This window comes from Enterococcus sp. 2STP, assembly GCF_032465635.1.
GTDB lineage: Bacteria > Bacillota > Bacilli > Lactobacillales > Enterococcaceae > Enterococcus_B > Enterococcus_B lactis.
In genome coordinates, this window is the sequence record NZ_JAWDJH010000013.1 from 1 (window position 1) to 25,006 (window position 25,006).

Sequence of the window (25,006 nt, forward strand, 5' to 3'; positions counted from 1 at the left end):
AAGCTCCGGTGGAAAAAGAAGCGTACGACTTGCATGTATTAGGCACGCCGCCAGCGTTCGTCCTGAGCCAGGATCAAACTCTCATAAAAAGTTCGAACAATCTTGCGATTGTTAAGCTCAATTTGTTTGCTAGCATATTGCTTGCTTGTTAAAAAATGTTTGTTGTCTTGAATTGAATCAAGACGCCCTACACATTTGGTTTGTCTTACTTTGTTCAGTTTTCAAAGGTCTACTTCATCGGAAGTGTTTTTCCGATTTGTATGGTTGCCGCAGCAACTTTTGTATCATATCAGAGTGACAAGTGATTGTCAACTCTTTTTTAAAAGTTTTTTCGATTTCGTTTTTCGAAATCTTTCAGCAACTCATTTATCATAACTCATCGTTTGTTATTTGTCAAGAACTTTTTTGAAGTTTTTTTCGATAGAATCAAGCTTCGCAAGTTGTTCTTTTTTAACGACTCAGTTATCTTATCATGTCATTATCAACATGTCAATAACTATTTTTTAAGTTTTTTCAGAAACGTGATATAACGTCCGCTTCCAGAATCAACGCTGTTAAATTTATCATGTATTTCTTCCTTGGTCAACTATAAATTAAGCATTACTTTGTGAAATGATTTTTCGATCAATTATTATTATTCGTTATACAACCGTTTTCTACATATTTTGAAAATAAAATGCACTAAAAAATTATCTATAGCAGAACATTTCAATGTCTTTTCTGGATCAAACAATAAAAAAAGAAGTTTGAAAAAAATTCAAACTTCTTTGTTCGCTTAATCTGTATTTTAGAAGAAAGGCACTCCCTCTACTTCGTAAGTTCCAAGAACAGAGCGCATTTGACCTGGTTCTTCCCAAATATATCCTTCGCCTAATTCTTCTCTTTGATTCTTTTGTTCAGTCTCAAAGACAAACAACGGAACATTTTCCTGATTAATATGTGTATTTGTCAATTCCATCAAACTAATCTTGCTAACATCGATATGAACTATTTCTTTTAAGAAATTAAGTATATTCGCTAAACCAGTCTTCCCTTCAGAAAGTTCCGCTAACGCAAATTCCAACTTGTCATCAATTGAATGGACCAAAAATTTTTTAGAACCATCCTCCAAATGCAACATAATTGTACCAGCAACTCTTTTGCTTGCCAAAATTTCCACCTCGATCACCTTGTTCTATGGCTTACATAAAAATTCTAGCACATTTTCAGAAAAAATACACACTTTTTATTTCTTATTTTCTTTCCGTTCTAATTCAGATAACGCTTCTTCTATCCAAATAGGTAACTGCTCCGCAATAGTAGCAAAACCGATTTTACGATTTTTATTCGTGAAATATCTTTTTCTACGATAAGGAACAGCTGGATTTGTTTTTTCTAATGTTCTTAAAGATAAACTGATTTTTTTGGAATATTCATCAATGTCGATGATCTGAACGGTTACTGGCTGCCCGACTTTTAACAATGAATGGATATTTTTCGTATAACCGGATTGTACTTCCGAAACATGAATAAGTCCTTGCGTCTCATTATCAAGAGAGACGAATGCCCCATAAGGCTGTATCCCTGTTACTTTTCCTTCAATTATTTGTCCAATTTTATAAGTCATCTACTTCCCTCTCTTCGCATTTATCATTATACTGTAAATAGCTCAAAAAAAGAAGCGACGAAAATGACTGGAGGTATTGAGATGATCGAATTTGATAAAAAGATTTCAAGAAAAGATACAGAAAGTGTAAAATGGGACGCGATTGCCGAGACATATCAAATGGATGATTTACTTCCTTTGTGGGTAGCAGATATGGATTTCTTATCTCCCGAGGGGGTAGCTAATGCGTTTAGTGAATACATCAAACACGGAATCTTTGGTTATGCCACTCTGTCTGATAAACTCTATCAGGCTATCATTCATTGGGAACGTCAACGCCATGCTGTTGAGTTGACGAAAGAAAATATTGTTTTTACAAGTGGTGTGTTGACTAGTTTAGCTGCAGCAGTACAAACTTTTACAAAACCAGGTGATTCTATTTTGATTCACGACCCAGTTTATCCTCCATTTTCCTCTATTATAGAAACAAATCAACGTCACATTGTTCGAAGCTCTTTGCTAGAAAAAAATAATCATTTTGTCATGGACTTTTCTGACATGGAGAAAAAAATAGAAGAAAACAATGTAAAAGCAATGATCTTGTGCAATCCTCACAATCCAGGAGGTCGCGTTTGGAACAAAGAAGAATTGAAACAGTTAAGCGAATTGTGTTTAAAACATCGAGTGTTTCTGTTTAGTGACGAAATCCATCAAGATTTGACTTTATTCGATCATACATTTACTTCCATGCTGACGATTAATCCCGATTTGGACGATTTGCTCATTGCCTTTACTTCTGCAACAAAGACTTTCAATTTAGCTGCAATCAAAAATTCAATGGTATTTATCAAAAATCCAGAGCTGAAAGATAAATTTGAAAAACATCTAGTGATGAATCAACAGCACGAAATCAACACTTTTGGTTTGATTGGGACTCAAGCGGCTTATGAGACCGGTGGAGAATGGTTAAGTCAACTGATTCCTTATCTAGAAAAAAATGTTCAAACAGTTAATCAGTTTTTTGAACAGCATCTTCCGAAAGTGAGAATAATGAACCCTGAAGGAACTTATTTAATGTGGTTGGATTTTACCGCTTATATTTCAGACGACCAGAAATTAGAGAATACTCTAGTGAGAAAAGGAAAAGTCGTATTAAATCCTGGTATCACATTTGGTCCTTCCGGTCATGGACATATGCGCTTGAATATTGCTTGTCCAGAAGAGACTTTACTAGAAGGACTTCATCGAATCAAGCACGCTTTAGAAACAACTGAATAAATCAGTTATCAAAGTAAAAGGACGAGACCTTACTAGGTTTCGTCCTTTTCTATAAATACTCCGTATCATACCAAACTATTCTGAAATTTCGATTGTTTCAATCACTACGTCATGTACAGGGCGGTCTTGTGGACCACGTTGCACATTTGCAATTTCATCTACTGTATCCATTCCTTCCAGTACATGTCCAAAGACTGTATGTCGGAAATCTAACCAAGGGGTTCCGCCACCTTTATACGCTTCAATGATTTCTGATGGGAATCCAGCACCTTCCAATTGTCCAAGCATATTAGCTGGCACATTTGTGTTATTTACAATAAAGAATTGGCTTCCGTTTGTGTTTGGACCTGAATTTGCCATAGATAAAGCTCCGCGAAGGTTGAACAGTTCACGACTGAATTCATCTTCAAAGCTTTCTCCATAAATACTTTCTCCACCCATTCCTGTTCCAGTTGGATCGCCGCCTTGAATCATGAAATCAGGAATAACACGGTGAAAAATCACGCCATCATAATAACCTTTTTTGGAAAGTTCAATGAAATTTTGAACCGTCTTCGGTGCTAGTTCAGGGAATAATTGGACAGTAATGTCACCACGGTTTGTTTTGATAACAGCTTTTGGTCCTTTTTCACTTTTTAAATCTAGTTGTGGGAATCCCATATTGTTTCCTCCTATTATTTGCATACTTCATAAATAATAATAACATAATACCTAACCTTCCGTAAAAATACTAGATTTGTTTTTCTTTATTTTTTCATCACTGCCTGCATTCCATCAATAAATTCTATGACTGGCCATTTCAACTTCAAATATTTTTGAGAAGCATTCTCAATTAAATTCTGCTATAGTGTGAAAAGGGAGGAATTTTTTATGGAAATCTATGACATTACAATTATCGGTGCAGGTCCTGTGGGGATGTTTGCCGCTTTTTATGCAGGAATGCGCCAAGCTAAAACAAAAATCATTGACAGTCTACCTCAACTCGGTGGTCAATTAGCAACATTATATCCCGAAAAATATATTTACGATATCCCAGGTTATCCAGCAATCAAAGCAAGTGAATTAATCGATCAATTAGAAAAACAGTTAACTACTTTTAACCATACATTTCATTTAAAAGAAGAAGTTCTCTCGCTTACTCGTGAAGACGAAGTTATCGAGATCACTACAAATAAAGGCATACATTATTCTAAGGCAGTCATTTTAGCTTTAGGGAATGGTTCATTCCAGCCAAGAAAATTGAATTTAGATAATGCTGAAGCATTCGAAAACCACGGATTGGATTATTTCGTAAATGATTTGATGAAATATGCCGGAAAAAAAGTTGCTATTGCTGGAGGCGGCGATTCTGCTATCGATTGGGCATTGATGTTGGAGCCTATTGCAAGCGAAGTTTACCTGATCCATCGTCGTCCGGAATTCCGTGCGCATGAACATAGCGTATCACGTTTGAAGTCTTCATCTGTCAACTTGCTTACTCCATATCTAATCGATGGATTGTCTGGAAACGATGGAGAACTGTCAGATATCCGCTTAAAAAAAGTGAAGAGCGATGAAACAATTGATTTGATGATTGATGCTCTGATCGTCAATTATGGATTCACTTCTAATTTAGAACATCTCTCTTCTTGGGGACTTGATAGTACCAGAAATGCCATCACTGTAAAATCAGATATGTCTACTTCTATTCCAGGTGTTTATGCAGCTGGTGATATCTGTACCTATGAAGGAAAAGTGAAACTGATTGCTACTGGGCTCGGTGAAGCACCTACCGCAGTGAACAATGCTTTACACTACATTAATCCAAAAGAACGGACTCAGCCTGGTCACAGCACAAGCTTATATGATAAAAATCTTCGTCCTAGTTGATTTTTTAGATTCCTCTGCATTTCAAGCGAGATCCGAAAGCAGTTTCTTGCATTTTTTTCATGTTCCGTTAACATGAAATAGAGAAAGAAAAATAAAGGGGGAGCAATAATATGGTCGTCAAAACTGAGACTTTAGAAGAAAAAGCAAGAGAACTATTGAAGGAACGTGGCGTAACTGTAGAAGATATCGCACAACTTGTCATGTTTTTACAAAAAGACTATATTTCTGATTTGACTTTGGCAGATTGTACTGAAAGTGTCAACAGCGTATTAACAAAACGTGAAGTACATAACGCCATTATCACCGGAATCCAATTAGATATATTAGCAGAAAAGAAAAGATTGATGGATCCGTTGCAACACATTATCGAAGATGACGAAGGTCTTTACGGTATCGATGAGATCTTAGCTTTATCAATCGTGAATGTTTACGGTACGATTGGCTTTACAAACTATGGCTATATCGATAAAGTGAAACCTGGTATTTTAAAAGAACTAAACAGCCACGATGGCGTTCATGTCCATACCTTCTTAGATGATATCGTCGGAGCAATCGCCGCTGCTGCTGCCAGTCGATTAGCACACAAAGAACCAGAAAAAAGAAGTCGACTTACTCAATAAATCAAAAAAAGAAAGAAAACGTCTATTTAGACGAGTTCTTTCTTTTTTGTTTGTTTCAAGCTATTTTTCCCTAAGAAAAGAAAAATAGCAAAAAATACTTCTAATACTACAAAGAACAAGATAAAGCTATGCATGAAAAATTCTTCTGGAAGTACATTGATGATTGGATCAGTCACAGGATCGAATAACCAGTCATCGTTGTTGAAAAACGTTTCATGAAAAAGGATAAAAAAGCGATCAAATCCGATCATCATGAAAAAACCGAAAATAACTGGCAGCAACATGCCAATCTGAAACGGACGAATCAATCGCCAAAGACGATCATTCTTTTGCAAATATCTGATAAACAAAATACTTGGAATCAGAGTGATGAAAAATACAGCATAATCCACTAAAAACAAAATTTTCACTTCATAAAAATGATGAGCTCCGCTAACAGAAACTGGAAAGTCCGGCAAACTGAGGACTGTTTGGAAGGGATTATTAAGATAATTCATCAGGTGATCAAAATTTTTCAGTAATGTCTCTTGGTCTAAAGAAGTATAATCCAAAATATGCAAATGTCCGATATCAAATACATACAGCGGTCGAAAATTGATCGTCACTCCAACTGCCAAACTGATTAGCGTCAGAAACAGGCTGAATAATCCGGCATATTCCAACCACCGCCATCTCGAATTTTTCATATTAGAAGCTCCATTCATCCAATGATCGTTTCACATAGGTAGCTGGGATAGGCAGCCCAGGTACATCTTCTTCTTTTGTGAAACCTGATAAAACGAGCAAAGTATCGATATTATTACGTATCCCTGCTTGGATATCTGTTTCATAGTTATCTCCAACCATGATTACTTCTTCTTTTTGCAGACCTAATACTTCAACGGCTTTATCCATAATGATTGCTTCTGGTTTTCCGATATAAATTGGTGGAGTTTGGGTTGCTGTCTCGACGAAAGAGATGACTGACCCAGCTCCAGGAAGAAGACCTCGTTCGGTAGGTATATTCTTATCCGGATTCGTTCCAATGAAAGTAGCCCCTTTTTGAATAGCAAGAGTTGCTTTGACGACCTTTTCATAGGTCAAATAATTATCTAGCCCTACTACTACATAGTCAGGAACCTCTTCTTCCCATGTAAATCCGGCAGCTAAAATCAAGTCAATCAATCCGGCTTCTCCGATAACATACACTTTTTTTCCTTTTCCATCTGTTTTCATGAAATCAATTGTAGCCAAAGTAGCTGTATAAACTGTTTCTGGTGCTACATGAATGTCAAACTCATCTGCTAGACGATTAGCCACTGTTTCTGGCGACTTAGTCGTGTTATTCGTAACAAATAAGAAAGGCAATTTCCTTTTTTGTAATTCTTCCACAAACCGTTTTCCTGCCGGTATAGGTTCCGTCCCGCGATAAATCGTCCCGTCTAAATCAATTAAATATCCTTTATAATCCATTCATCCACTACTCTTCCCTTTTTCTTATCGTAAATGCTGTTTTTGTTTTTTCCACTTGTTTAGATTGTTCCTGTTTTTTTACTTTTTCAGAGGTTTTTGCTGACTCTGTTTTTCGGTTTTTAATAACCGGTTTTTTGCGATTCGATGTGACTGGTCCTTTTTTCTCATCGATATACGCACGATTATGGTTTTTTTTCTTTTTTCGGCGCTGAGTTGTCTTTTCTTTTTTACCGCCGATTCTTTCGATGACAAAATACGCACAACCAAAATTGCAATATTCGTAAAGATAGTCTTCCAATGAATCAATTCGCTGATCCGGATGCGCCCGTCGATTATCCGCTCGGAAGAATCCTTTTAAACGTAGTTGTTCATAACCCCAATCTCCTACGATATAATCATATCGGGCTAATACATCACTGTATCGTTCTCCCAGTTTTTCTGCATTAAATCCTTCACGATAATCGGACACAAGCCGATAATGTCTTTCGCCTACCAAAAAATTACTGTCATCTAACAGCGTCACTAATTCACCTTTGACTTTTTCTGCTTTCGGCTCCTCGACGATTTCTTCCAAAGCAGCTGTCAATTCTTCTGTGACTGTTTTTTCCTGTTCAGCTGATGATTTTTTCTTAGCAATTTCTGTTTTATGCTCAACGTTCTGCTGTTCATTTTGTTTTGCAGACATGCGTTCACCACCTATCTTTTTTATTATACCTTGTTTTTATTTGATTGGGTAGTGAGCTTTCAAGTAATCTCCTACCACGCTTCGGATAAATTCAGGAAACAAAAATTCATTTTTTCCAACAATTTCGATCGTTGGAAAAAATGGGACAAACATTAGATGATCGACGGTAGTAAAAGTATAATTTTTAGTCGGATCGACTGGCTTGTTCTTCCAAAAGACTTGGTGGTTAACAGAATCATACGTGATTCCATTATAGACCATCTGTCCAAAAATCTTGCCGCGAAATCCCATTCCCTTCATCGGATAGTTACGTAAAAAAAGACGATTTTTTTCTATTTCTAAAACTAAACGAATCAGATCATTTCCACCCAATGTGACATTCAGCAAGTGCATTGGATGTGGCAATGCCGTGTGAAGCTGATCTTGATTGACCCGTCCTTTTGGAATTTCAGTTAAAAACAGACCACTGTTTAATATTGCGGCGTCCGTCTTTCCTCGTTCTTTCACCGCCTCAAGGGCTACTTGGATAAACGAATGCTCACTGAAGATATCTAGGCTTAAAGAAAACGGCAAATCCGCTACTTCTTTTTCTTTTAGCAGCTCATGCCCCTGTTCTAAGTAACCGTTTACCTCTTGTTCATCTTCTGTAAAAGCTGTCATTGTTTCTGTAGGGATGGCTTTGGCCGAATGCTTAAGGATTTTTTTTTCTTCATCGATGGTTAAATGGACTTCTCCCACATACTGACCGTATTTACCAGCTGCTGCTATTTGGACATCGTTGACTACATGACCTTCTCTGAATAAATGATGGGTGTGCGAACCTAAAATAACATCAATTGCTGGTATTTCTTTTGCAATTTGTAAATCATCTTGAATCCCGAGATGACTCATCAAAACTAAAACATCCACTTGTGGACGTAAATCTTCGACTAATTCCGGCAAAATATCATATGGATTGCGTATGTCCCAGCCATTTGGATTATACGTAAGCGGGAACGGGGCAGTAAATGCAATCAAGCCAATTTTTGTCTGGTGTTTCGTTGTAATGATTTTATACGGTTTCGTCCATATCGGTGGCTGCAACGTATTTTTATCGAACAAGTTATCAAGGATGATATCAAACTCAGCATGATCATATAAATGATTTAGATCTTCTTTGGAATTTCCTACGCCTTCATTGTTTCCTATCGTCGCTGCATCATAACCAACTTCATTCATCAGCAAGATATTCGCCTGTCCATTCGTTGCCTCTGATAATGGATGCCAACGATCCACAAAATCACCTAGATCGACTGCAATCGTTGTCGTATTTTCTTTCTTTTCGTTTTCTCGTTTACGCTGATCTAAGAATCTTCTGATCCTTGGCCAATTTTCTAAATGTGAATGCAGATCATTCGTATGTAAAATCACTATTTTTTCCATGTGTCCTCTCGCCTCTCTTTATCTTCATCATACCACAGGCAGCTTTTTCTTCCATTGAAACAAGCTCCATTTCAGAGCTTTTCCTGCCTAAAAGCAAATTACATAAGTATAATATTCGATAAAATAGTCTGGCTAAAAGAACGAAAAACCATTCAGTTTTATAGCCTAATTATTTCTAGAAATAAAAAAAACAGACCCGAAAGTCTGTCGTCGTTTCATTATAATCAGACACATGGCGGAACCTGCTTAGTGCTGCTTCCTTCCAGACCTGACACGCTTCACAAGCCCACCATTGTCCTAGCCTTTCGGCAAAGAATAGTATACCTTATTTTTCATTCGTTGACCAGTCTTTTTTTAATTTCTTTTTTCGCTGACGTAGCTTTCGGAAAAAGTCAGTCAAAATCTTCCCGCATTCGTCTTCTAAAATGCCACCTTCTACATACGCTTGATGGTTGAATCGTTCGTCTTCCAAAAGATTCATCAAAGTGCCGGCTGTTCCGCCTTTCGGGTCATATGCACCGAAATAAACTTCTGCTACACGAGACAAAATCATCGCGCCACTGCACATAGGGCAAGGTTCCAAGGTAACAAAAAGAGACGCATTTTCTAAGCGCCAACTTCCAACTTTTTCACAGGCTTCCTTGATTGCAAGCATTTCTGCATGTGTAGTAGCATCTTGTGTCGTTTCTCTAAGGTTATATCCTTTTCCAATTACTTCTCCCTCTAATACAACCACTGCTCCAATCGGAACCTCATGGAGCACTTCTGCTTTTTTTGCTTCTGCCAATGCAAGGCGCATCCATTTTTCTTTATCTACTGCATCAAGATTTGTATTAACCAATTATCCTTCCCTGCCTTTGTTTTTTCTTGTTTTACTTTAGCATATGACAAAAAGGCTGTAACTAACTTTTTTTTCTATGGTAAAATAAATACAAGAGGTGAACAAGATGAAAATGAATAAATTACTTGCTCTTTACCCACAAGCACAGAAAAAAAACTGTCCAGCGTCAGAAGCTGATATCCTTTCTTTTGCAGTTGATGATGCTTTTATTTGGATCAAAAGCGATTCACTATCCCAACAAGAAACTAGTCTTTTGAAAGCGTTATTCCCTATAGTCAGCGATCAAAAAAAACATCCATGGTATCACTATCTTTTTAAAGATGCTTCTTGCATCCAAGAAAAAAGCTTTCGCTTGATCCAGCTTCACGTCGAGTCGAAAGGAGAATTCTTAAAAAAAGAATGGCAAGATACTATTTTGGAATTATTTCGCTATTCTGCTGATTTCTTCTTTTATACAGATACTGATGCTCTCTTGATCGAACAAAAAAACTGTGATTATCTTGATGCTGCTGAGATCAATGGTATTTTTCTATCTTTAGATGCTGATTTTGATACGACAACGTCTGTATTCGTTGGTTCTTTTCATTCACCAGGTAGCGACCTTGTCCCTTTGTTTGCTGAAGAAAGAAGAATTTTTTTAACAGAGCAAAACAATCTCTATACTCACAGCCGTACTTTTTCTATGCAAGATGTTGCTTTACATTACTATACAAAAGATGTCATGAAAGATAGTGCGTTGATCAAAAGTTACATAGAACTGATCAAACAAAATGAAATGGAAGAGATCATTCAAGAATTATGGAATGAATTAGGTAATGTCAGCTCTGCTGCAAAAACATTGTTTCTTCATCGGAATACGCTAAAATATCGAATCGAAAAATTTCAAGAACAATCAGGTTTCAATCTAAAAAAAGCCAATGATTTACTGTTTTGCTACCTTTTATTGATTCATGAACATGATTAAAGATAAGTTAAAGGGGTTATGACAAAAATTTTGTCACAACCCCTTATTTCGAATGAATAGTGTTCAAAAGCTAGTTTCTCTTACATCATTTTTTCAACAAAATGCATAAGGCGATCTTTTACGTCTTCGGTTGAGTCTTTGATGGAATCACCGTAAACAGAGATTTTCTTTTTTCCTGATTTTATTTTTGCTAACATCCTCATCAAAGAATCCAAGTCACTATCTGAGAGATCATCTACGATTTCCATCAATTTTTCATTTCCATCGAATTTGTCATGGACGAATTTTTTTACTTTTGTCCGAGTAGTCATATGATGGATCTTTTCCATTACTTTTCCCGATACGACGACTGCTGTCGCTACACTGGCAGCGGCTGCTACGCTTAATCCAATTGTTACTTTTGTTGATGTTTTCATAAGTATCAGCTCCTTTTTATCTACTTCAATCATAGCATAGACAAAAAAATAAACGAACTAATCCACTCATCGAAATCAGCGAAATCTTAATCCTTTAGGAAAAAAGTTCTTTACTGTTCCTTTTACTTGTTTACCAAAACCGACAGGTATCTTATCCAATACTAATAAAACCCATCCTTGATCCCCATCACGTTGAAATGTTTCTCCTGCTGTGTAAGATTGCCATTCCTTTTGAGTGATCGACAAACAAGGGATGTTTTCTGTCTTTTTCATAGCAAGTGCTAAGGCATAGCTAGGTTCAAATCGATTCTTTTTGAAATCTCCTAAATGCAAACCTGTACGCATGACTTTCAAACCATCAAGAGAAGGGAGCAACTCAGGAACTTCCCAAAGATGATCGTTGAACACTAAAAGTCTCCCAGTGATTTCATAATGGAAATCCATTGAAAATTCCGTCCAAAGTTTTTCCTGTTCTTTTGTCAATTGTTCTTTCCGTTTCTTACGTACTTTCTTTTCTTTACACGTCGGGTTTTGTCCATGAAAAGTCAACTTTGCGACAAAATGCCCTTCTCCTTGATTTTCATGAGGCCATATACGTACTGTTTTGTCCAAACCATCTACGCTTCCCCATTCAGGACGTCCTGAACTAACGGTTTGAGACAAAGGGATTTCTTCAATTGTTACTGGATAATTTTCTACAAGCCAGCTAATAATCTCTTCATTTTCTTCTGGTGCAAACGTACAAGTAGAGTAGATAAGCTGCCCTTCATGTTTTAGCATCTTTATTGCTGAAGACAAAATCTCTTGCTGACGTTTTTGACAGTGTAGCGGAGATTCTTCTGTCCACTCTTTTACTGCATTCGGGTCTTTTCTGAACATCCCTTCCCCTGAACAAGGCGCATCAACCACGATTCGATCAAAAAAACCGGAAAAATGAGGAACAAGCTCTGCAGGTGCATGATTTGTCACTATTGCGTTCGAAACTCCCCATCGTTCTATATTTTCTGATAGGATCTTCGCGCGTTTCGGAAATATCTCATTTGACACTAATAACCCTTTGCCTCTCATTTGAGCAGCTAATTGGGTCGATTTACCGCCGGGAGCCGCACACAAATCCAACACTTTTTCTCCGGGTTTTGCTGCAGCAGCTGTTCCAACGATCATTGCACTTGGTTCTTGGCTATATTCGTACCCAGCTTGATGGAGGAAAGACTTTCCATTCACAGTGCCAAGAAATCCCTCATTGCTGTAGGGAGCGGGTTGCAATTCTTCGCTATGGTAAGTTTGAACCATAGCCAATCCTGCCGGTTTTAGTGGATTCCACCGAAATCCTTTTTTTGCGCTTCCTTGCTCAAGTGCGCAAAAAAATTCAGTTGATTCTTCGCCTAAAAGAAGACGGTATTTTTTGATAAATTGCTGTGGTAACGTTGTAGCTTCCTCCTTCATTCAAATGTTTCGTTAGACATTTTACAATCTTTTTTACGAAAAATAAAGGTGGATGATCTACTTTTTCATGTTGCTGCCTAAGATAACTGGTCCTTTAAGATACTTTCCAAGTATTCATCCGTCACCTCGTTTTTATCCCAAACAGCGTTCATCGTTTCAAAAAAATCTTGAGAAAAATTATCTGAGCTTAAACTTCCCAATGCATTAAGCCAAAGCAATTCAAGCAACTTTTCTTCTTTGATTTTCGTGTGGCTTTTGATGTATGAGAAAAATGGCCGTTTAAATAGCGAATTCATGTCTAATTCAGATTTTGCAATGATTCCACGGATACTTTCATGGATAGAAAAAAAATCTTTCAGCAAGTAGACTGTGCTTAGAACATCATTGGAATTGCATTCAGCTAAGTATCGTTCAAAGCAAACAGTGATTTCTTCTAATATTTTCTCCTTTAACCCGCTGATCGATTTGAAATGTGTATAAATCGGATATGTAGAGCAACCGCAGAAATCCGCCAGATCTCTTGCAGTAATTGATTTCATTCCATATTCTTCCACATATACCATACTTTTGAACAGCAAGTATTCTTTACTATAATTCGTTACTCTCCCCATTATTCTTACCTCCTTCCCTCTTCAACTATCCTCTAATAAATAACATACAAAATTAAAAAAATAGCGAAATAATCACTGATAACCTTCATAATTACTTTAGATATATCCATTAAAAATCAAGTATATTTACTTCTTATACAAGAAAGCCTTGACAAAACATCCTATGAAATAAACAATAGAATAAACAAGGTGATAACAAGATTTAAATAACAATATATACAAACAAAAGGCGGTACTCTGTGAGAATAACACACACTGAAATGACTTTCCACTCACAGTTTTTGTCTAACTATATACAAAAACAGAATAAAAGGAGGCTATTATGTTAATTGAAGCAAGAAAAAAAGAGTTGCTTGTTCTGCACAGGGTCATTCAAAAAAAAAATTGTTCTTTACAGGAATTAGCCAATGAATTGCATATTCCAAAACGAACAATCAAAGAGTTGATTCGGAAAGTAAATTTTTCGCTCAAGCAATTTTTATTGATGGAGGAATTTATTTATTCTAACCATAAAGGAGAGATCTACACCAAAGAAACCGATCAGCCTAAAAAGCTAGCTGTTTTTTATAAGTTAAGATTACGCTACCTACAAGAATCCAATCGTTTTAATTATTTAATGTTGCTGATCAATTATCCACAATCTGCTGTACCAAAAAAGTATTTACTTGAACAACTTTATATATCGCCCTCCTATCTCGAAAAGCTGACAAAACAGCTCAATCATTCATTAAATAAATTCCATTTAAGGATCGTATCTGTACAAAACTGCTGTGTTCTTGAAGGAAACGAATTATCTATCCGCCTTTATCTTTATTTTTTTCTTTCAGATACATTCGAAGGAGACGATTGGCCGTTTTCCTCTCTTGAATTAAATACACTAAAAAAGAAAAGTAAGGATGAGCACAGAGAAAAAAATCCAAAACAAGAAAAAAACATCTATTTATTACTTGCTTTATTCATATGTCGTAACAGACAACAGACACGTTTTTCGAAAATTTCTCCTGAAATTACTGAATTAATGGATTTGTTGCAGCGTACACATGATTATTCAGAATGCTTTACTTCTTTTTCAGCGATTTATCCCTGTGAAGAGGTAGAAACGGAAAGAGCCTACTTCAATTATTTTTTCTATTGTTTTTTTCCAAATCAAATTTCATTCCAACAAAAACAGGTGATTGGTTTCTTATTTTCCACAAGCAAAAACCTTATTTGCCAACAAGTCGATCAATTGATGACTTACTTAACTCAACAGTTTCCTATCAATCATTTGGAAGACAAAAAACCGATCTATTTTTATTTTCTCGTACTAGCAGTTATTCTTTTGGAACTATTAGGTGAATCTAGCAGTAGCTTTTCTACACTCTGCTTTCCAGAAACTACCTCCAATCAAACAGCTTCTTTTATACAGGAAAAAAAATTAAGAGAAAAAATCGACACAATTTTTTCAAACTCTAGAAAAAAAGTTCAATTAAGTCAATACCTTAGTCAATTGATCCAACACTTATTACAAACAGAAATGAAAGAACAATTACTCATCCACTTGCAGATAACCAAACCATTCACAGGGAATTACCATCTGCAAAGTCATTTACAGAAACTATTTCGCAATGAAGCAATCAAGATTATCGAATGTCCTGAACATGCTGATTTGATTATTACAGATCAGCATGAGAAAATATCAGCTGAAACGGAAACTTTCTATCTAGATACAAACCACGATACAGTATTATTCGGTGAGTTGATAAAAGCGATTCAAGAACTGTATATGAAAAAAAGATATGAGAATAAAACAAAAAGCGTGGGACAAAAGTAAAGAACACTTTTGTCTCACGCTCTAAACACGTATAAACGGCGGAAGCAGAAGCAACTCCTTCGGAAATAAGCTGAAATTCACAAAAATTTGAAAAGCAATTTTCGTGAATTCCTTCTTATTTCTTGGAGTTAAATGCTTCTGTCCCAGCCTCTTTATGTTAATCTCTTCGGTTACCGCCAAACAATAAAATCAGACGCAGTAGTTGCAAGAATGTCGAAAGCGCCGCTGCAACGTAAGTCAATGCCGCTGCAAACAATACGTGTCTTGCCATCGGTACTTCTTCTTCCGTCAGCAGTCCGCCTTCACTCAAAATTTGGATTGCTCGACGAGATGCGTTGAATTCAACTGGTAATGTCACCAATTGGAAGAGTAACGCTAAAGAAAAAGCAAAAATCCCGATATTGATCAACGTAGAGTTCCAACTAAGCAATACACCTACCATAATCAATGGGAACGAAATCATCGAACCAAAGTTAGCTGCGGGAACAAGTGCCGCACGGATCTTCAATGGAACATACCCCGAGGCATCTTGCACCGCATGTCCGCATTCATGAGCTGCTACACCTATCGCAGCAACTGAAGTAGATTGCGCAGTCGCTTGAGACAGGCTCAGCATCTTATTACCTGAATTGTAGTTATCTGTGAGATCTCCGGCAATTTGTTGAACGCCAACATTATTTATTTGTTGGCTTTGCAATATATATTGTGCTGCTTGTGTACCAGTCACGTTGTTTTTGCTTCTCACTTGATCATATTTGCGGAAAGTACTATTGACATAAGCTGACGCAATTCCGGAAATGACTAATCCAAGAATGACCAAAAGAAATGTCGGATCTAAAAAACCATACATTCCATAACCATACATTGTCGTTTCACTCCTTTTTGTTTCCTTTATTTTATCATTAGTAGCAAGAAAAGAATGTGAAAAGACCTTGAATATTCTTTAATTCTTTTTCACAAATTCCGATTTCAGTTTCATCGGTCCAAATCCTTCTACTTTACAATCGATATTATGGTCGCCTTCTACTAAGCGGATGTTTTTGACTTTCGTTCCTTGTTTAATGGCACCTGATGCACCTTTTACTTTCAAATCTTTGATCACTGTCACGCTATCGCCTTCTGACAGACGGTTTCCATTTGCATCTAATACCACTAATCCGTCTTCTATGACAGTTTTTTGTTCTTCTTTGCTCCATTCGTTCCCGCATTCTGGGCAAATCAACAGACCTCGATCTTCATATGTGTACTCTGAGCCGCATTCTGGGCAATTTGGTAATGTCATCTTCTTTCTCCTTTAAAATCTTTAGTGAGCACTATTGTAACGGAAAAAGAAGATGTTGAAAAGATACATTTGTGATTTTTACCACAAAAGGAACGTTTTCGAATGAAGTTGTTACTTCGTTTCTCTACTCTTATACGATTGGCAAATGTCTTGAATCTCTTTATAGATTTCCTCTACTTCTGCTAAATCTTTTGCATTCGCACCACTTGCTAATGGGTGGCCTCCCCCATGATGGCGTTTCGCTAATTCATTGATGACTGGTCCCTTAGAACGTAAGCGTACGCGGTAATGTCCTGAAGGCTGCTGAACAAAAATACCCCAAGCTAGTACTTCGTCGATCACTCCAGGAAGAGAAACGATTGAAGCCGTCTCTGAATCATCGATTCCATATTTATCAAGAATTTCTTGCGGAAGGATTATTCTTCCTGCACCATTTTCATCCACCTGGATATTTTGATAAAGATAACCGGAAAGTTTAGCGACTTTCATCGGCATTTGCTCAATCTCTCTATTCAAAGCACTTGCATCAAATGGATAATTTCTCAATATCGATGCAATCTCTAATGTACGGGACGTCGTGGAGGGATACAAAAAGCGCCCTGTATCTCCGACGATTCCCGCATAAAGTAACCGTGCAGCTTCCACGTTCATCTTAAATAATTCAGGAAACATCAAAGCAAATTCTGCAATCATCTCACTACAACTGCTTGCTTTTGTATTTACCCACACAAGATCTCCATAAGGGTCATCATTGGGATGATGATCGATTTTGATCAGCTTTTCTGCTAACTGATATCTTTGATCACTGATTCTGGGTGAATTAGCTGTATCGGTCACGATGACTAGTGCTCCTTGATAGAAGGCATCTTCAACCTCTTGCATTTCTGCTAAAAAGCGAAGACCTTCAATCGTTTCACCTACTTGTCGTATTTCTTTTTCTGGGAAACTTTCCCGTAATAGTTCGGCTAATCCTACTTGTGATCCTAACGCATCAGGATCAGGGCGCAAATGCCTGTGGATAATGATTTTATCGTATTTTTTTATTGTATCTACTATTTCTTGCTGTACTGTCATTTCACTCCTGCTTTCTAAGAACGTTCCATTACTTGACAAACAACGATTGCTTTGGAAACGATGGTATTTTCAATAAATACTTCGATATCCAATTTAGCGGAACGTCTGCCGATTTCCAATACACGTGGACGAATGTCCAACTCGCTTTCCAATTGGATCAGCCGCAAATAATGTAGGTTCACTTGTTCAATCAAGATATTTCGTTTTTGGTTCATCACCATTGTTTTTTGTGCGACATCAGAAATGATTTCGCTAAGTACACCAAAAGAAATGGTTCCAACACCATTGACCATTTGTGGTGTCACTACAAATTTGAACTTAGGGTTTTCCAAACGGTTCCCTTCACGATCGGTATCAATCGTATGGATATTTCCAGATATCTGATCTGAAATCGTATCTGCAATCTGCGGTTGTCGCTGGACAAGCTGCATCGCTTTCATTACATCTTGCCGGGTAATCAAGCCTTCCAATGTCAAGTCATCGGAAACGACCGGCATGACTTCCAGCCCATCCCAGATCATTTGATGGCTAACAGAAGCAATACTCATTGTTTTCTTTACACTGATTGGTTCTTTCGTCATCACTCGATCAATGATCTGATTTGGTGATTTCCCTAAAACGTCTTTTGCCGTAACGATCCCCATCAAACGGTGATGGCGGTTAACGACTGGAAAACGTGAATGTTGCGTTTCTTCTGACAAACGTTGATAATCAGATATCGTATCCATCTGCTGCAAATAATGTGTCTTTTCTGCCGGCATGTAGATATCGCTAACAAGCATAATATCTTTTTTGATCAATTGGTCACTTAATGCTCGGTTGATCATGGTAGCGACTGTAAATGTATCATAAGAGGTGCGCAAGATTGGCATTTCAAGTTCATCGGCTAGCTTTGCAATCTCAGCAGTCGTATTGAATCCGCCTGTGATCAATACTGCAGCGCCATCTTCCAATGCTAATTTTTGGACTTCCGCCCGGTTGCCGACGATCATCAGTGAGCCTGGTGTAATATAGCGTTCCATGGCATGTTTAGTCATCGCTCCGATGACGAATTTATTCAAGACCTTATCTAATCCTGCTGAGCCACCTAAAACGTCCCCCTCAATGATTCGGACGACTTCGCCAAATGTCAAACGTTCAATATGTTTTTTTAATTTACGTTCGATACGGATCGTTCCTACTCGTTGAATCGTTGAAACTAGTCCGACATTTTCCGCATCTTTGATTGCACGGTATGCTGTTCCTTCACTGACATTCAATTCTTTTGCGATGCTTCTTACAGAAATTCGATTGCCCACAGGTAAACTTTCAATATATTCTAAAATCAAATCATGTTTTGTCGCCATTTTCTGCCTACACTTCCAGCGTTTCCGAGACGCTCATTATTTTTCCTTCGCTATCTTCCAGTAATGCTACAAAAGATTCAGGATCTTGTTCAATAACAGGGAACGTATTGTAATGGATTGGAACGACTTTCTTGGCACGAATTGTTTGTGCAGCCCGAGCCGCATCCTCTGGTCCCATCGTATAGTTATCACCAATCGGCAAGAAAGCAACATCAATATCGAATTCCTCTGCAAGCAATCCTAAATCACTGAAATAAGCTGTATCTCCTGCATGATAAATCGTTTTGCCTTCTGCTTGGATAATGATTCCGCTAGGCTCACCCATATACTGAACGATACCATCTACTTCATAGCTTGAACTATGCTGTGCATGGACGAATTTTACTGTGCCGAATGGAAATGCATGTTTTCCGCCGATATTCATACCGAATGAATCTACTCCTCTGCTATTTGCATAATCAGCGATCTCAACAATACTGATAACCGTGGCTTGATTTTCTTTTGCAATAGGGATCATATCTCCTATATGGTCACTATGTCCATGAGTAATCAGCAACCAATCTGTCTTTACTTCTTCTGCAGTTAAATCTGACAATGGGTTTCCTGTAATAAACGGGTCAATCATCACACGTTGGCCATTTTCCATTTCAATCGTTAAACAAGAATGTCCATGATACGTAATTTTCATATTCTACACCTCACGTTTTCTCTGTATCTTTTTTATTAAAACCGATTTCATTACTTGCACATCAATGAAAAAATATAGTTACTAAATATATTTTCATTGGATTGATAGTACAGTATGCACAAAGTAATTGTAACAGATAATACAGGATGCACCAAGTACCAAGCAGATATAATCTCAAGTTTGAGCTCTCTGCTTGGCTCCTCTTCTCGTCACTTAACTAATTAAATCAGCGTAAATAGGATGGACGATTTTTTCTAAATCAGCTACTTTTATCTGGAGGCTTCTCCCGATTTCACCGCTCGACACAATCACTTCTTCTTTTTCTTTTAAAGAACTGTCTGCTAAAAAACAATAATCAGGATGTGCGAGTTTTATTCCAATAGGGGTATTCGCTCCGTGAGGATAGCCTGTATGTGTTAATACAAAATCCATTCCAGGAAAACCGACTTTACGATCTTTCGTCACTTGTCTCGTTTTTTTGTAATCTAAATGATCATCCAAAGGAATCAATGCGATGATCACCCCGGTTTTGTTCCCTTTTACTACGAGAGTTTTACATATCAAAGCTGGATCAATCCCTCTTTTTTGTAGTTCTTCTGTGAAAGATCCCTCTACTATATGACTAAAATCAAGTGGTTGATAGCTGATTTTTTGTTCTTCTAAATAACGTTCGACTTTTGTTTGACTCATCATGGATCCACTCCCTTTATTCTATCGTTTATTATAAAACGAGGGATACTGTATTCAAAAATCATTTGTTTCCCTCAAAAAAAGAGCAAGACGAGCACTCTATAGAGAGAGCCATCTTACTCTTATTTATTTATTTCTTATTTCGGCGTTGAGTAGCTTCCATGATGACTGGCAAGATCACAGGACGTCGTTTTGTTTGTTCAAATAAGTAACGACCTAATTGATCACGAATATCTTGCTTTAATTTGCTCCACTCAAAATCATTGCTTTCTAAATGTTTCTCGACGATCGTTTCGATCATGTTGCTACTTTCTTTCATCAGATCACGGCTAGCTTTTACGTAAACGAATCCTCGTGAAGTGATTTGAGGTTTTGAGATGATTTTCTTCTCTCTTCGGCTAATAGTGACAACCGCTACGAAAATCCCATCTTCTGATAAGATTTTCCGATCACGTAAAACAATGTTTCCGATATCGCCTATGCCTAAACCATCAATCATTACATTTTCTGCACTTGTAGTTCCTGCAACACTCATACGTTTATTCTTATATTCCAGCACATCTCCGCGTCCAGTAATATAGATATTTTTGTAAGGCATCCCTACTGCATGAGCCAAATCTGCGTGAGCAGCTAATTCCCGATATTCCCCTTGAACTGGCACAAAATATGTCGGCTTCATCAAATTGATCATCAATTGCAAATCATTAGGATTGGCATGACCAGAAACACGCATATTCTCAGAAATCAATTTCACTGTTCCACCAGCTCGATAAATGATATCTTCCGTTTTCGCCACGATTGTTTCCATCGCGATGCTTGGCGTAGTAGTGATATAAACCAAATCCCCTTCTTCGATCTTGACATTACGGTGTGTGCCGTTTGCCATTTTTTGCAGAGACTTGATGGGTTCACCCATTCGGCCAGTTTCTAAAATGATTAGTTCTTCTGGATCATAGTTTTTCATGTCTTTCAATGTAACAAGCAAATCTTCACTTGGTAATTGAAGTTTTTCTAAACGCATCGCTGTTCGAATAATTCGTTCGAAATCTTGACCAGTCAAGACAACTTTTCGTTGTGCTTTTTCTGCTGCGTCCAATACTTGTTGCACTCGTTGCAAATTACTTGCTACACAGGCGACGATGATGCGTCCTTCCCAATATTTGATCGTATCAAATACTTCATCAGCTATCTGAGCTTCAGAAGCTACAGGTTGAGGATTCTCTGCATTTGCCGATTCACTCAGTAAAGCTAAGACTCCTTCTTTGCCGATTTCTGCCAATCGTGCATAATCTGTTTGATACATCGGGATAGCCGTTTGATCAAATTTAAAATCTCCCGTATAAACGATACTACCTTCTTTTGTTTTCAGATTGATCCCCACTGAATCTGGTATCGTGTGAGTGGTACGGAAAAAGCTCACTACTGTTTCACCAAAGTCGATTTCTGTATGCTCATCTACCACATGGAAATCCTTAAATCCTTTGGCTGCTTCGTTACGACTGACATTCAATTTTGCTAACTCGATCGTCAACTCCGTTCCAAACACTGGTACAGAAATTTTCGACAACAAGTAAGGAAGCGCCCCGATCGCATCTGCGTGCCCGTGTGTTAAAAAGACACCAGCTACACGATCAATGTTTTCTTCTAAATACGTAAAATCTGGGATGACGACGTCGATTCCCAGCAACTCATTTTCAGGATATTTTAGTCCACAATCTAATATGAAAATATCCTCGCCCACTTCTGCGACATACATGTTTTTTCCATTTTCGCGAACGCCGCCTAATGGGATAATTTTAATGGTACTCACAAATTTCACCTCTTCTTATGACATCCAAGTTTAAAGATGTCGATTTTCTTCTTTATCTAAATTTACGAGCCATTCCAATGAAGCACATGCAAAATCACTAGTTCTCAACTTATGGAGAATCAGCAGGAAAATTACCAGCACATCCGCGTTCTGACAGTTGGATGGGCATTTTATTTTGGATATACTTCATTAACAAAATGGATCTTTTGCGAAACGCTATAGCCAGAATCCTTATATAAGTATTCGGCTGTTCCCCATTATTATACAACAAATGAACTAAATCGCTAGTATCAGCAATTGTTAGAATCACTAAGCAAATGAAAATTCCTCTGTAACATCTAGTATTTCTTTTGCTGTTTCTCTTTCATCTCTTCTTCGTCGGTTTGAAACATACTTTTTTCATTTTACCACATTTTTTGCAATAACTATAGTGACTTTTTATATATACAGAACCTCGTGTTGATGATGTGCAAACAGCATAAGATTTAAGCTAGCTTTAAGATAGGTTGACTATTATCAAATGCATCTACTAGGAGGGATGCAAGATATGAATTTTATGAAACGTGCATGGAAAAGTACAAAAGTAAAATGGGGACGTTCATTGTTATTGTTTGCCGTGTTCACAGCCATTCTTATTTTTGTGCTAGCTGGCCTCACGATTCGAAGCGCTGCAGAAGAAGCAGCGAATCAAGCACAAAAAGAAGTTGGAGCAACAGTGACTTTAAGTGCCAATCGAGAAGCCTCATTTAAAAAACAGGAACAAACTTCTTCAAGCAATTCTACCGCTGAAGAACGTCCAGATCCGGGCAGTTTTTCTCTTACCCCAGTATCCTTAACGGACGCGGAAAAAATAGCTAAATTAGATAATGTAAAGAGCTATTCCTTTGAAAGTTCCGCCTCAGCTATGGCAAAAGATGGAATAACTGCCATCACTAGTTCTGATTCAAGTGAAGACAGTTCAGAAACTACCGATGCAGGCGGTGGACCTGCCGGAGGAATGGGCGGAAATCCGCAAATGACTCAAGCAGATTTTCAAATCAGCGGTGTGTCAGCAACTGCACAAAATAGTACTTTTTCTGATGGGACAGCAAAAATCACGGATGGTGAAGGAATAGATGACAGCGACAAAGGCACAAACAACGTAGTCATTGATTCTACGCTAGCAGAAGCAAATGACCTGACAGTCGGAGATACTTTCACAATCACGAGTACTGAAGATGAAGATACCACTTATGAAATGACGGTCAAAGGAATTTATGAATCTAGCGAAACAAGTAGCAGTATGGGTATGAAATTCAACTTCATGAATCCGTCGAATACACTTTACACCTCTTATACTTTTGCAAATGAATTAAATGGGACATCTGACGATAACACGATAGATTCTGCTGTTTACACTCTATCTGATCCAGATGAAATGGATAAATTTCTCGAAGAAGCAGAGAAGCTGATCGACACAGATACATTTAGCTTACAATCAAATGATTCCATGTATCAGTCAATGTTGGAACCTTTAAACAATGTGGCAAGTTTTTCTAAAAATGTTGTTTTACTAGTGGCTGTAGCCGGTATTATCATACTTACTCTGATTATTATGATTACCATCCGGGAGCGTCGGCATGAATTAGGCGTCTTGTTGTCTTTAGGAGAATCCAGAAGTAAAATCATTCTCCAATTGTTTACCGAAGTTGCTATTTGTATGATTCTTGCATTAGGAGTTGCTTCGATTAGCGGGAACGTCGTCGCGAATGCCGTGGGGCAGCAGCTACTTGACCAACAGACAGAAACCACGACACAAAACCAACAAGCTCCTGGCGGTGGACAAATGCCAGGTAACGGGCAAGGCGGTCAACGTGGGGGGCAACAAGGAAACATGAATAATCCATTTGCTGTTTCTGATCAAGTCAGCGAATTGGAAATCAATGTCAAACCTACACAATTAGGACTACTAGCCGGAGTAGCATTTGGAATCAGCCTGCTTTCTGTCTTTTTAGCTTCTATAGGGATATTAAGATTAAACCCAAGAAAAATCCTATTAAATTAAAGGAGGAATTTGATGTTACGGACAGAACAATTGGGATTTTGGTATCAAGATCCGCAAGATGCGCTTTATAAAGATGTAGAACTGAATTTCGAAGCTGGAAAAATGTACGCTATTTTAGGAGCAAGTGGTTCTGGAAAAACGACTTTTCTTTCGCTTATTTCCGGATTAGATACACCAAAAGAAGGAAAGGTTTACTATCAAGATCGTTCACTGAACAAAATCGGGTTAAGAAGTTATCGTAAAAATGATGTCTCGATTATTTTCCAAGCTTATAACTTGCTTCCTTATTTATCAGCTCTAGACAATGTCATAACAGCAATGGAGATCACTAAAACCAAACAAGAGAATTATCGACAAGTTGCTTTAGATCGACTAGCTCGTGTAGGAATTGATGAAGTATTAGCAAAAAAACAGGTGACCAAACTTTCAGGAGGTCAGCAACAGCGAGTCGCTATCGTTCGTGCTATCTGTTGCGAACATCAACTGATTGTAGCTGATGAACCTACTGGGAATCTGGATGAGACCGCATCACAAGATATCGTCAAACTTTTCCAAGAAATCGCCCATGAACAAAATCGCTGTATTATCATCGTGACCCATGAGGTCGAAGTAGCAAAAAGCTGCGATGAAGTCTTTGAACTAAAAAATAAAGAATTTCAAAAAATAGAAGTTTAAAAAACAGGATAACTTTCAAACAAAAAATCCGAACCATATCTATGAAGCAGATACGGTTCGGATTTCTATTTGCTTGATTCATTTAGTAATGAACGTTGTTTATTTGTTTTCATCTTTTCGAGAGAATTTGTCTTTGATTTCATCGCCCAAATCACGAGCTTTTTCTTTGATATCAGAACCTAGTGATTGTGCTTTTCCTTCTGTTTCTTTGCTCTTGTCGTCTGTTGCTTTGCCGTATGCTTCTTTTCCTTTACCGACTACTTTGTCTTTCATGTCTTTAGAACGCCCTTTTAAATCTGCCATTGTGTTTCCTCCTCTTAATTTGTTTATTGATCTACTTTCAGGGTAACATCAACAACAGATACAGACAAACAGAACGCTCGTTTTCTAAAAAA

General features: G+C 37.6%; 26 protein-coding genes, 1 rRNA gene and 1 other RNA gene. 7 read left to right on the forward strand and 21 right to left on the reverse strand.

The window, feature by feature from the left end; translation table 11 throughout:
* From RWU19_RS04060 to RWU19_RS04070, 3 genes are all read right to left on the reverse strand, one after another.
* Positions 1 to 89, reverse strand: a 16S ribosomal RNA gene (locus RWU19_RS04060); the annotation flags it as partial.
* A gap of 698 nt (positions 90 to 787) precedes the next feature.
* The gene (locus tag RWU19_RS04065) at positions 788 to 1,150 is read right to left on the reverse strand and encodes a hypothetical protein (protein WP_002310196.1); all 363 of its coding nucleotides are present in this window, start codon (positions 1,148 to 1,150) and stop codon (positions 788 to 790) included.
* A gap of 75 nt (positions 1,151 to 1,225) precedes the next feature.
* A complete protein-coding gene (locus tag RWU19_RS04070) occupies positions 1,226 to 1,606 on the reverse strand; it encodes a CvfD/Ygs/GSP13 family RNA-binding post-transcriptional regulator (protein ID WP_002290989.1) in 381 nt (126 codons plus the stop codon).
* Positions 1,607 to 1,669: 63 nt separating this feature from the next.
* Between RWU19_RS04070 and RWU19_RS04075 the strand changes: the two genes are divergently transcribed.
* Positions 1,670 to 2,863 (forward strand): MalY/PatB family protein, encoded by a 1,194-nt coding sequence (locus RWU19_RS04075; RefSeq protein ID WP_185022577.1) that lies wholly within the window; start codon positions 1,670 to 1,672, stop codon positions 2,861 to 2,863.
* A gap of 75 nt (positions 2,864 to 2,938) precedes the next feature.
* On the opposite strand, the gene RWU19_RS04080 is transcribed toward RWU19_RS04075, so the two are convergent.
* Positions 2,939 to 3,523 carry a peptidylprolyl isomerase gene (locus tag RWU19_RS04080; protein WP_002290993.1) on the reverse strand — a complete coding sequence of 195 codons (585 nt, stop codon included), beginning with the start codon at positions 3,521 to 3,523 and terminating at the stop codon, positions 2,939 to 2,941.
* 210 nt (positions 3,524 to 3,733) lie between these two features.
* Here RWU19_RS04080 and RWU19_RS04085 point away from each other — a divergent pair, with 210 nt between their 5' ends.
* Both RWU19_RS04085 and RWU19_RS04090 read left to right on the forward strand, forming a co-directional pair.
* Complete coding sequence (locus RWU19_RS04085; protein WP_002315792.1) at positions 3,734 to 4,732, forward strand: NAD(P)/FAD-dependent oxidoreductase; 999 nt, start codon at positions 3,734 to 3,736, stop codon at positions 4,730 to 4,732.
* Positions 4,733 to 4,842: 110 nt separating this feature from the next.
* On the forward strand, positions 4,843 to 5,352 hold the full coding sequence (locus tag RWU19_RS04090) for a phosphatidylglycerophosphatase A (RefSeq protein WP_002290997.1): 510 nt from the start codon (positions 4,843 to 4,845) through the stop codon (positions 5,350 to 5,352).
* 26 nt (positions 5,353 to 5,378) lie between these two features.
* Here RWU19_RS04090 and RWU19_RS04095 read toward each other — a convergent pair whose 3' ends face one another.
* The 6 genes from RWU19_RS04095 to tadA form a co-directional block, all read right to left on the reverse strand.
* A complete protein-coding gene (locus RWU19_RS04095; RefSeq protein WP_123837625.1) occupies positions 5,379 to 6,038 on the reverse strand; it encodes a TIGR01906 family membrane protein in 660 nt (219 codons plus the stop codon).
* Between the two features lies 1 nt (position 6,039).
* On the reverse strand, positions 6,040 to 6,804 hold the full coding sequence (locus RWU19_RS04100; protein ID WP_002290999.1) for a TIGR01457 family HAD-type hydrolase: 765 nt from the start codon (positions 6,802 to 6,804) through the stop codon (positions 6,040 to 6,042).
* Positions 6,805 to 6,811: 7 nt separating this feature from the next.
* Positions 6,812 to 7,489, reverse strand: a complete 678-nt coding sequence (locus RWU19_RS04105) for a YutD family protein (protein WP_002328966.1) — start codon at positions 7,487 to 7,489, stop codon at positions 6,812 to 6,814.
* Positions 7,490 to 7,525: 36 nt separating this feature from the next.
* Positions 7,526 to 8,911, reverse strand: coding sequence for a bifunctional metallophosphatase/5'-nucleotidase (locus RWU19_RS04110; protein ID WP_002328965.1), 1,386 nt, complete (start codon positions 8,909 to 8,911; stop codon positions 7,526 to 7,528).
* A 218-nt stretch (positions 8,912 to 9,129) separates the two neighbouring features.
* Positions 9,130 to 9,214: signal recognition particle sRNA small type (ffs, locus tag RWU19_RS04115), an RNA gene on the reverse strand.
* A 22-nt stretch (positions 9,215 to 9,236) separates the two neighbouring features.
* Entirely contained in the window at positions 9,237 to 9,752 is a 516-nt protein-coding gene (gene tadA, locus RWU19_RS04120) for a tRNA adenosine(34) deaminase TadA (RefSeq protein WP_002373872.1), read from the reverse strand.
* A 106-nt stretch (positions 9,753 to 9,858) separates the two neighbouring features.
* On the opposite strand from tadA, the gene RWU19_RS04125 reads away from it, so the two are divergent.
* Positions 9,859 to 10,716: a helix-turn-helix domain-containing protein gene (locus tag RWU19_RS04125; RefSeq protein WP_002310185.1), complete on the forward strand. Its 858-nt coding sequence runs from the start codon at positions 9,859 to 9,861 to the stop codon at positions 10,714 to 10,716.
* Positions 10,717 to 10,796: 80 nt separating this feature from the next.
* Here the strand turns inward: RWU19_RS04125 and RWU19_RS04130 are convergent, their stop codons facing one another.
* The 3 genes from RWU19_RS04130 to RWU19_RS04140 form a co-directional block, all read right to left on the reverse strand.
* Positions 10,797 to 11,132, reverse strand: a complete 336-nt coding sequence (locus RWU19_RS04130) for a hypothetical protein (RefSeq protein ID WP_123837626.1) — start codon at positions 11,130 to 11,132, stop codon at positions 10,797 to 10,799.
* 75 nt (positions 11,133 to 11,207) lie between these two features.
* Positions 11,208 to 12,578 (reverse strand): RsmF rRNA methyltransferase first C-terminal domain-containing protein, encoded by a 1,371-nt coding sequence (locus RWU19_RS04135; protein ID WP_002335488.1) that lies wholly within the window; start codon positions 12,576 to 12,578, stop codon positions 11,208 to 11,210.
* A gap of 77 nt (positions 12,579 to 12,655) precedes the next feature.
* Positions 12,656 to 13,192 carry a TetR/AcrR family transcriptional regulator gene (locus RWU19_RS04140; RefSeq protein ID WP_025477330.1) on the reverse strand — a complete coding sequence of 179 codons (537 nt, stop codon included), beginning with the start codon at positions 13,190 to 13,192 and terminating at the stop codon, positions 12,656 to 12,658.
* 319 nt (positions 13,193 to 13,511) lie between these two features.
* Between RWU19_RS04140 and RWU19_RS04145 the strand changes: the two genes are divergently transcribed.
* On the forward strand, positions 13,512 to 15,002 hold the full coding sequence (locus RWU19_RS04145; protein WP_123837627.1) for a helix-turn-helix domain-containing protein: 1,491 nt from the start codon (positions 13,512 to 13,514) through the stop codon (positions 15,000 to 15,002).
* 157 nt (positions 15,003 to 15,159) lie between these two features.
* Here the strand turns inward: RWU19_RS04145 and RWU19_RS04150 are convergent, their stop codons facing one another.
* The 7 genes from RWU19_RS04150 to RWU19_RS04180 all read right to left on the reverse strand — a co-directional run bounded on the left by RWU19_RS04150 (position 15,160) and on the right by RWU19_RS04180 (position 21,892).
* Positions 15,160 to 15,867: a zinc metallopeptidase gene (locus RWU19_RS04150; protein WP_002287139.1), complete on the reverse strand. Its 708-nt coding sequence runs from the start codon at positions 15,865 to 15,867 to the stop codon at positions 15,160 to 15,162.
* 78 nt (positions 15,868 to 15,945) lie between these two features.
* Positions 15,946 to 16,284, reverse strand: coding sequence for a zinc ribbon domain-containing protein YjdM (locus RWU19_RS04155; RefSeq protein ID WP_002291014.1), 339 nt, complete (start codon positions 16,282 to 16,284; stop codon positions 15,946 to 15,948).
* A gap of 111 nt (positions 16,285 to 16,395) precedes the next feature.
* Positions 16,396 to 17,358, reverse strand: a complete 963-nt coding sequence (locus RWU19_RS04160; RefSeq protein WP_002291016.1) for a DHH family phosphoesterase — start codon at positions 17,356 to 17,358, stop codon at positions 16,396 to 16,398.
* A gap of 14 nt (positions 17,359 to 17,372) precedes the next feature.
* Positions 17,373 to 18,704 carry a DRTGG domain-containing protein gene (locus RWU19_RS04165; protein ID WP_123837628.1) on the reverse strand — a complete coding sequence of 444 codons (1,332 nt, stop codon included), beginning with the start codon at positions 18,702 to 18,704 and terminating at the stop codon, positions 17,373 to 17,375.
* Positions 18,705 to 18,711: 7 nt separating this feature from the next.
* Positions 18,712 to 19,392: a metal-dependent hydrolase gene (locus tag RWU19_RS04170; RefSeq protein WP_002291020.1), complete on the reverse strand. Its 681-nt coding sequence runs from the start codon at positions 19,390 to 19,392 to the stop codon at positions 18,712 to 18,714.
* Between the two features lie 213 nt (positions 19,393 to 19,605).
* Entirely contained in the window at positions 19,606 to 20,085 is a 480-nt protein-coding gene (locus RWU19_RS04175; protein WP_104764228.1) for a YbaK/EbsC family protein, read from the reverse strand.
* 127 nt (positions 20,086 to 20,212) lie between these two features.
* Positions 20,213 to 21,892, reverse strand: a complete 1,680-nt coding sequence (locus RWU19_RS04180) for a ribonuclease J (RefSeq protein ID WP_002287130.1) — start codon at positions 21,890 to 21,892, stop codon at positions 20,213 to 20,215.
* A gap of 547 nt (positions 21,893 to 22,439) precedes the next feature.
* Here RWU19_RS04180 and RWU19_RS04185 point away from each other — a divergent pair.
* The gene (locus RWU19_RS04185) at positions 22,440 to 23,936 is read left to right on the forward strand and encodes an ABC transporter permease (protein WP_002341208.1); all 1,497 of its coding nucleotides are present in this window, start codon (positions 22,440 to 22,442) and stop codon (positions 23,934 to 23,936) included.
* Positions 23,937 to 23,948: 12 nt separating this feature from the next.
* Positions 23,949 to 24,611 carry an ABC transporter ATP-binding protein gene (locus RWU19_RS04190; protein WP_002315781.1) on the forward strand — a complete coding sequence of 221 codons (663 nt, stop codon included), beginning with the start codon at positions 23,949 to 23,951 and terminating at the stop codon, positions 24,609 to 24,611.
* A 99-nt stretch (positions 24,612 to 24,710) separates the two neighbouring features.
* On the opposite strand, the gene RWU19_RS04195 is transcribed toward RWU19_RS04190, so the two are convergent.
* Positions 24,711 to 24,914, reverse strand: a complete 204-nt coding sequence (locus tag RWU19_RS04195) for a CsbD family protein (RefSeq protein WP_002291027.1) — start codon at positions 24,912 to 24,914, stop codon at positions 24,711 to 24,713.
* Between the last annotated feature and the right edge of the window lie 92 nt (positions 24,915 to 25,006).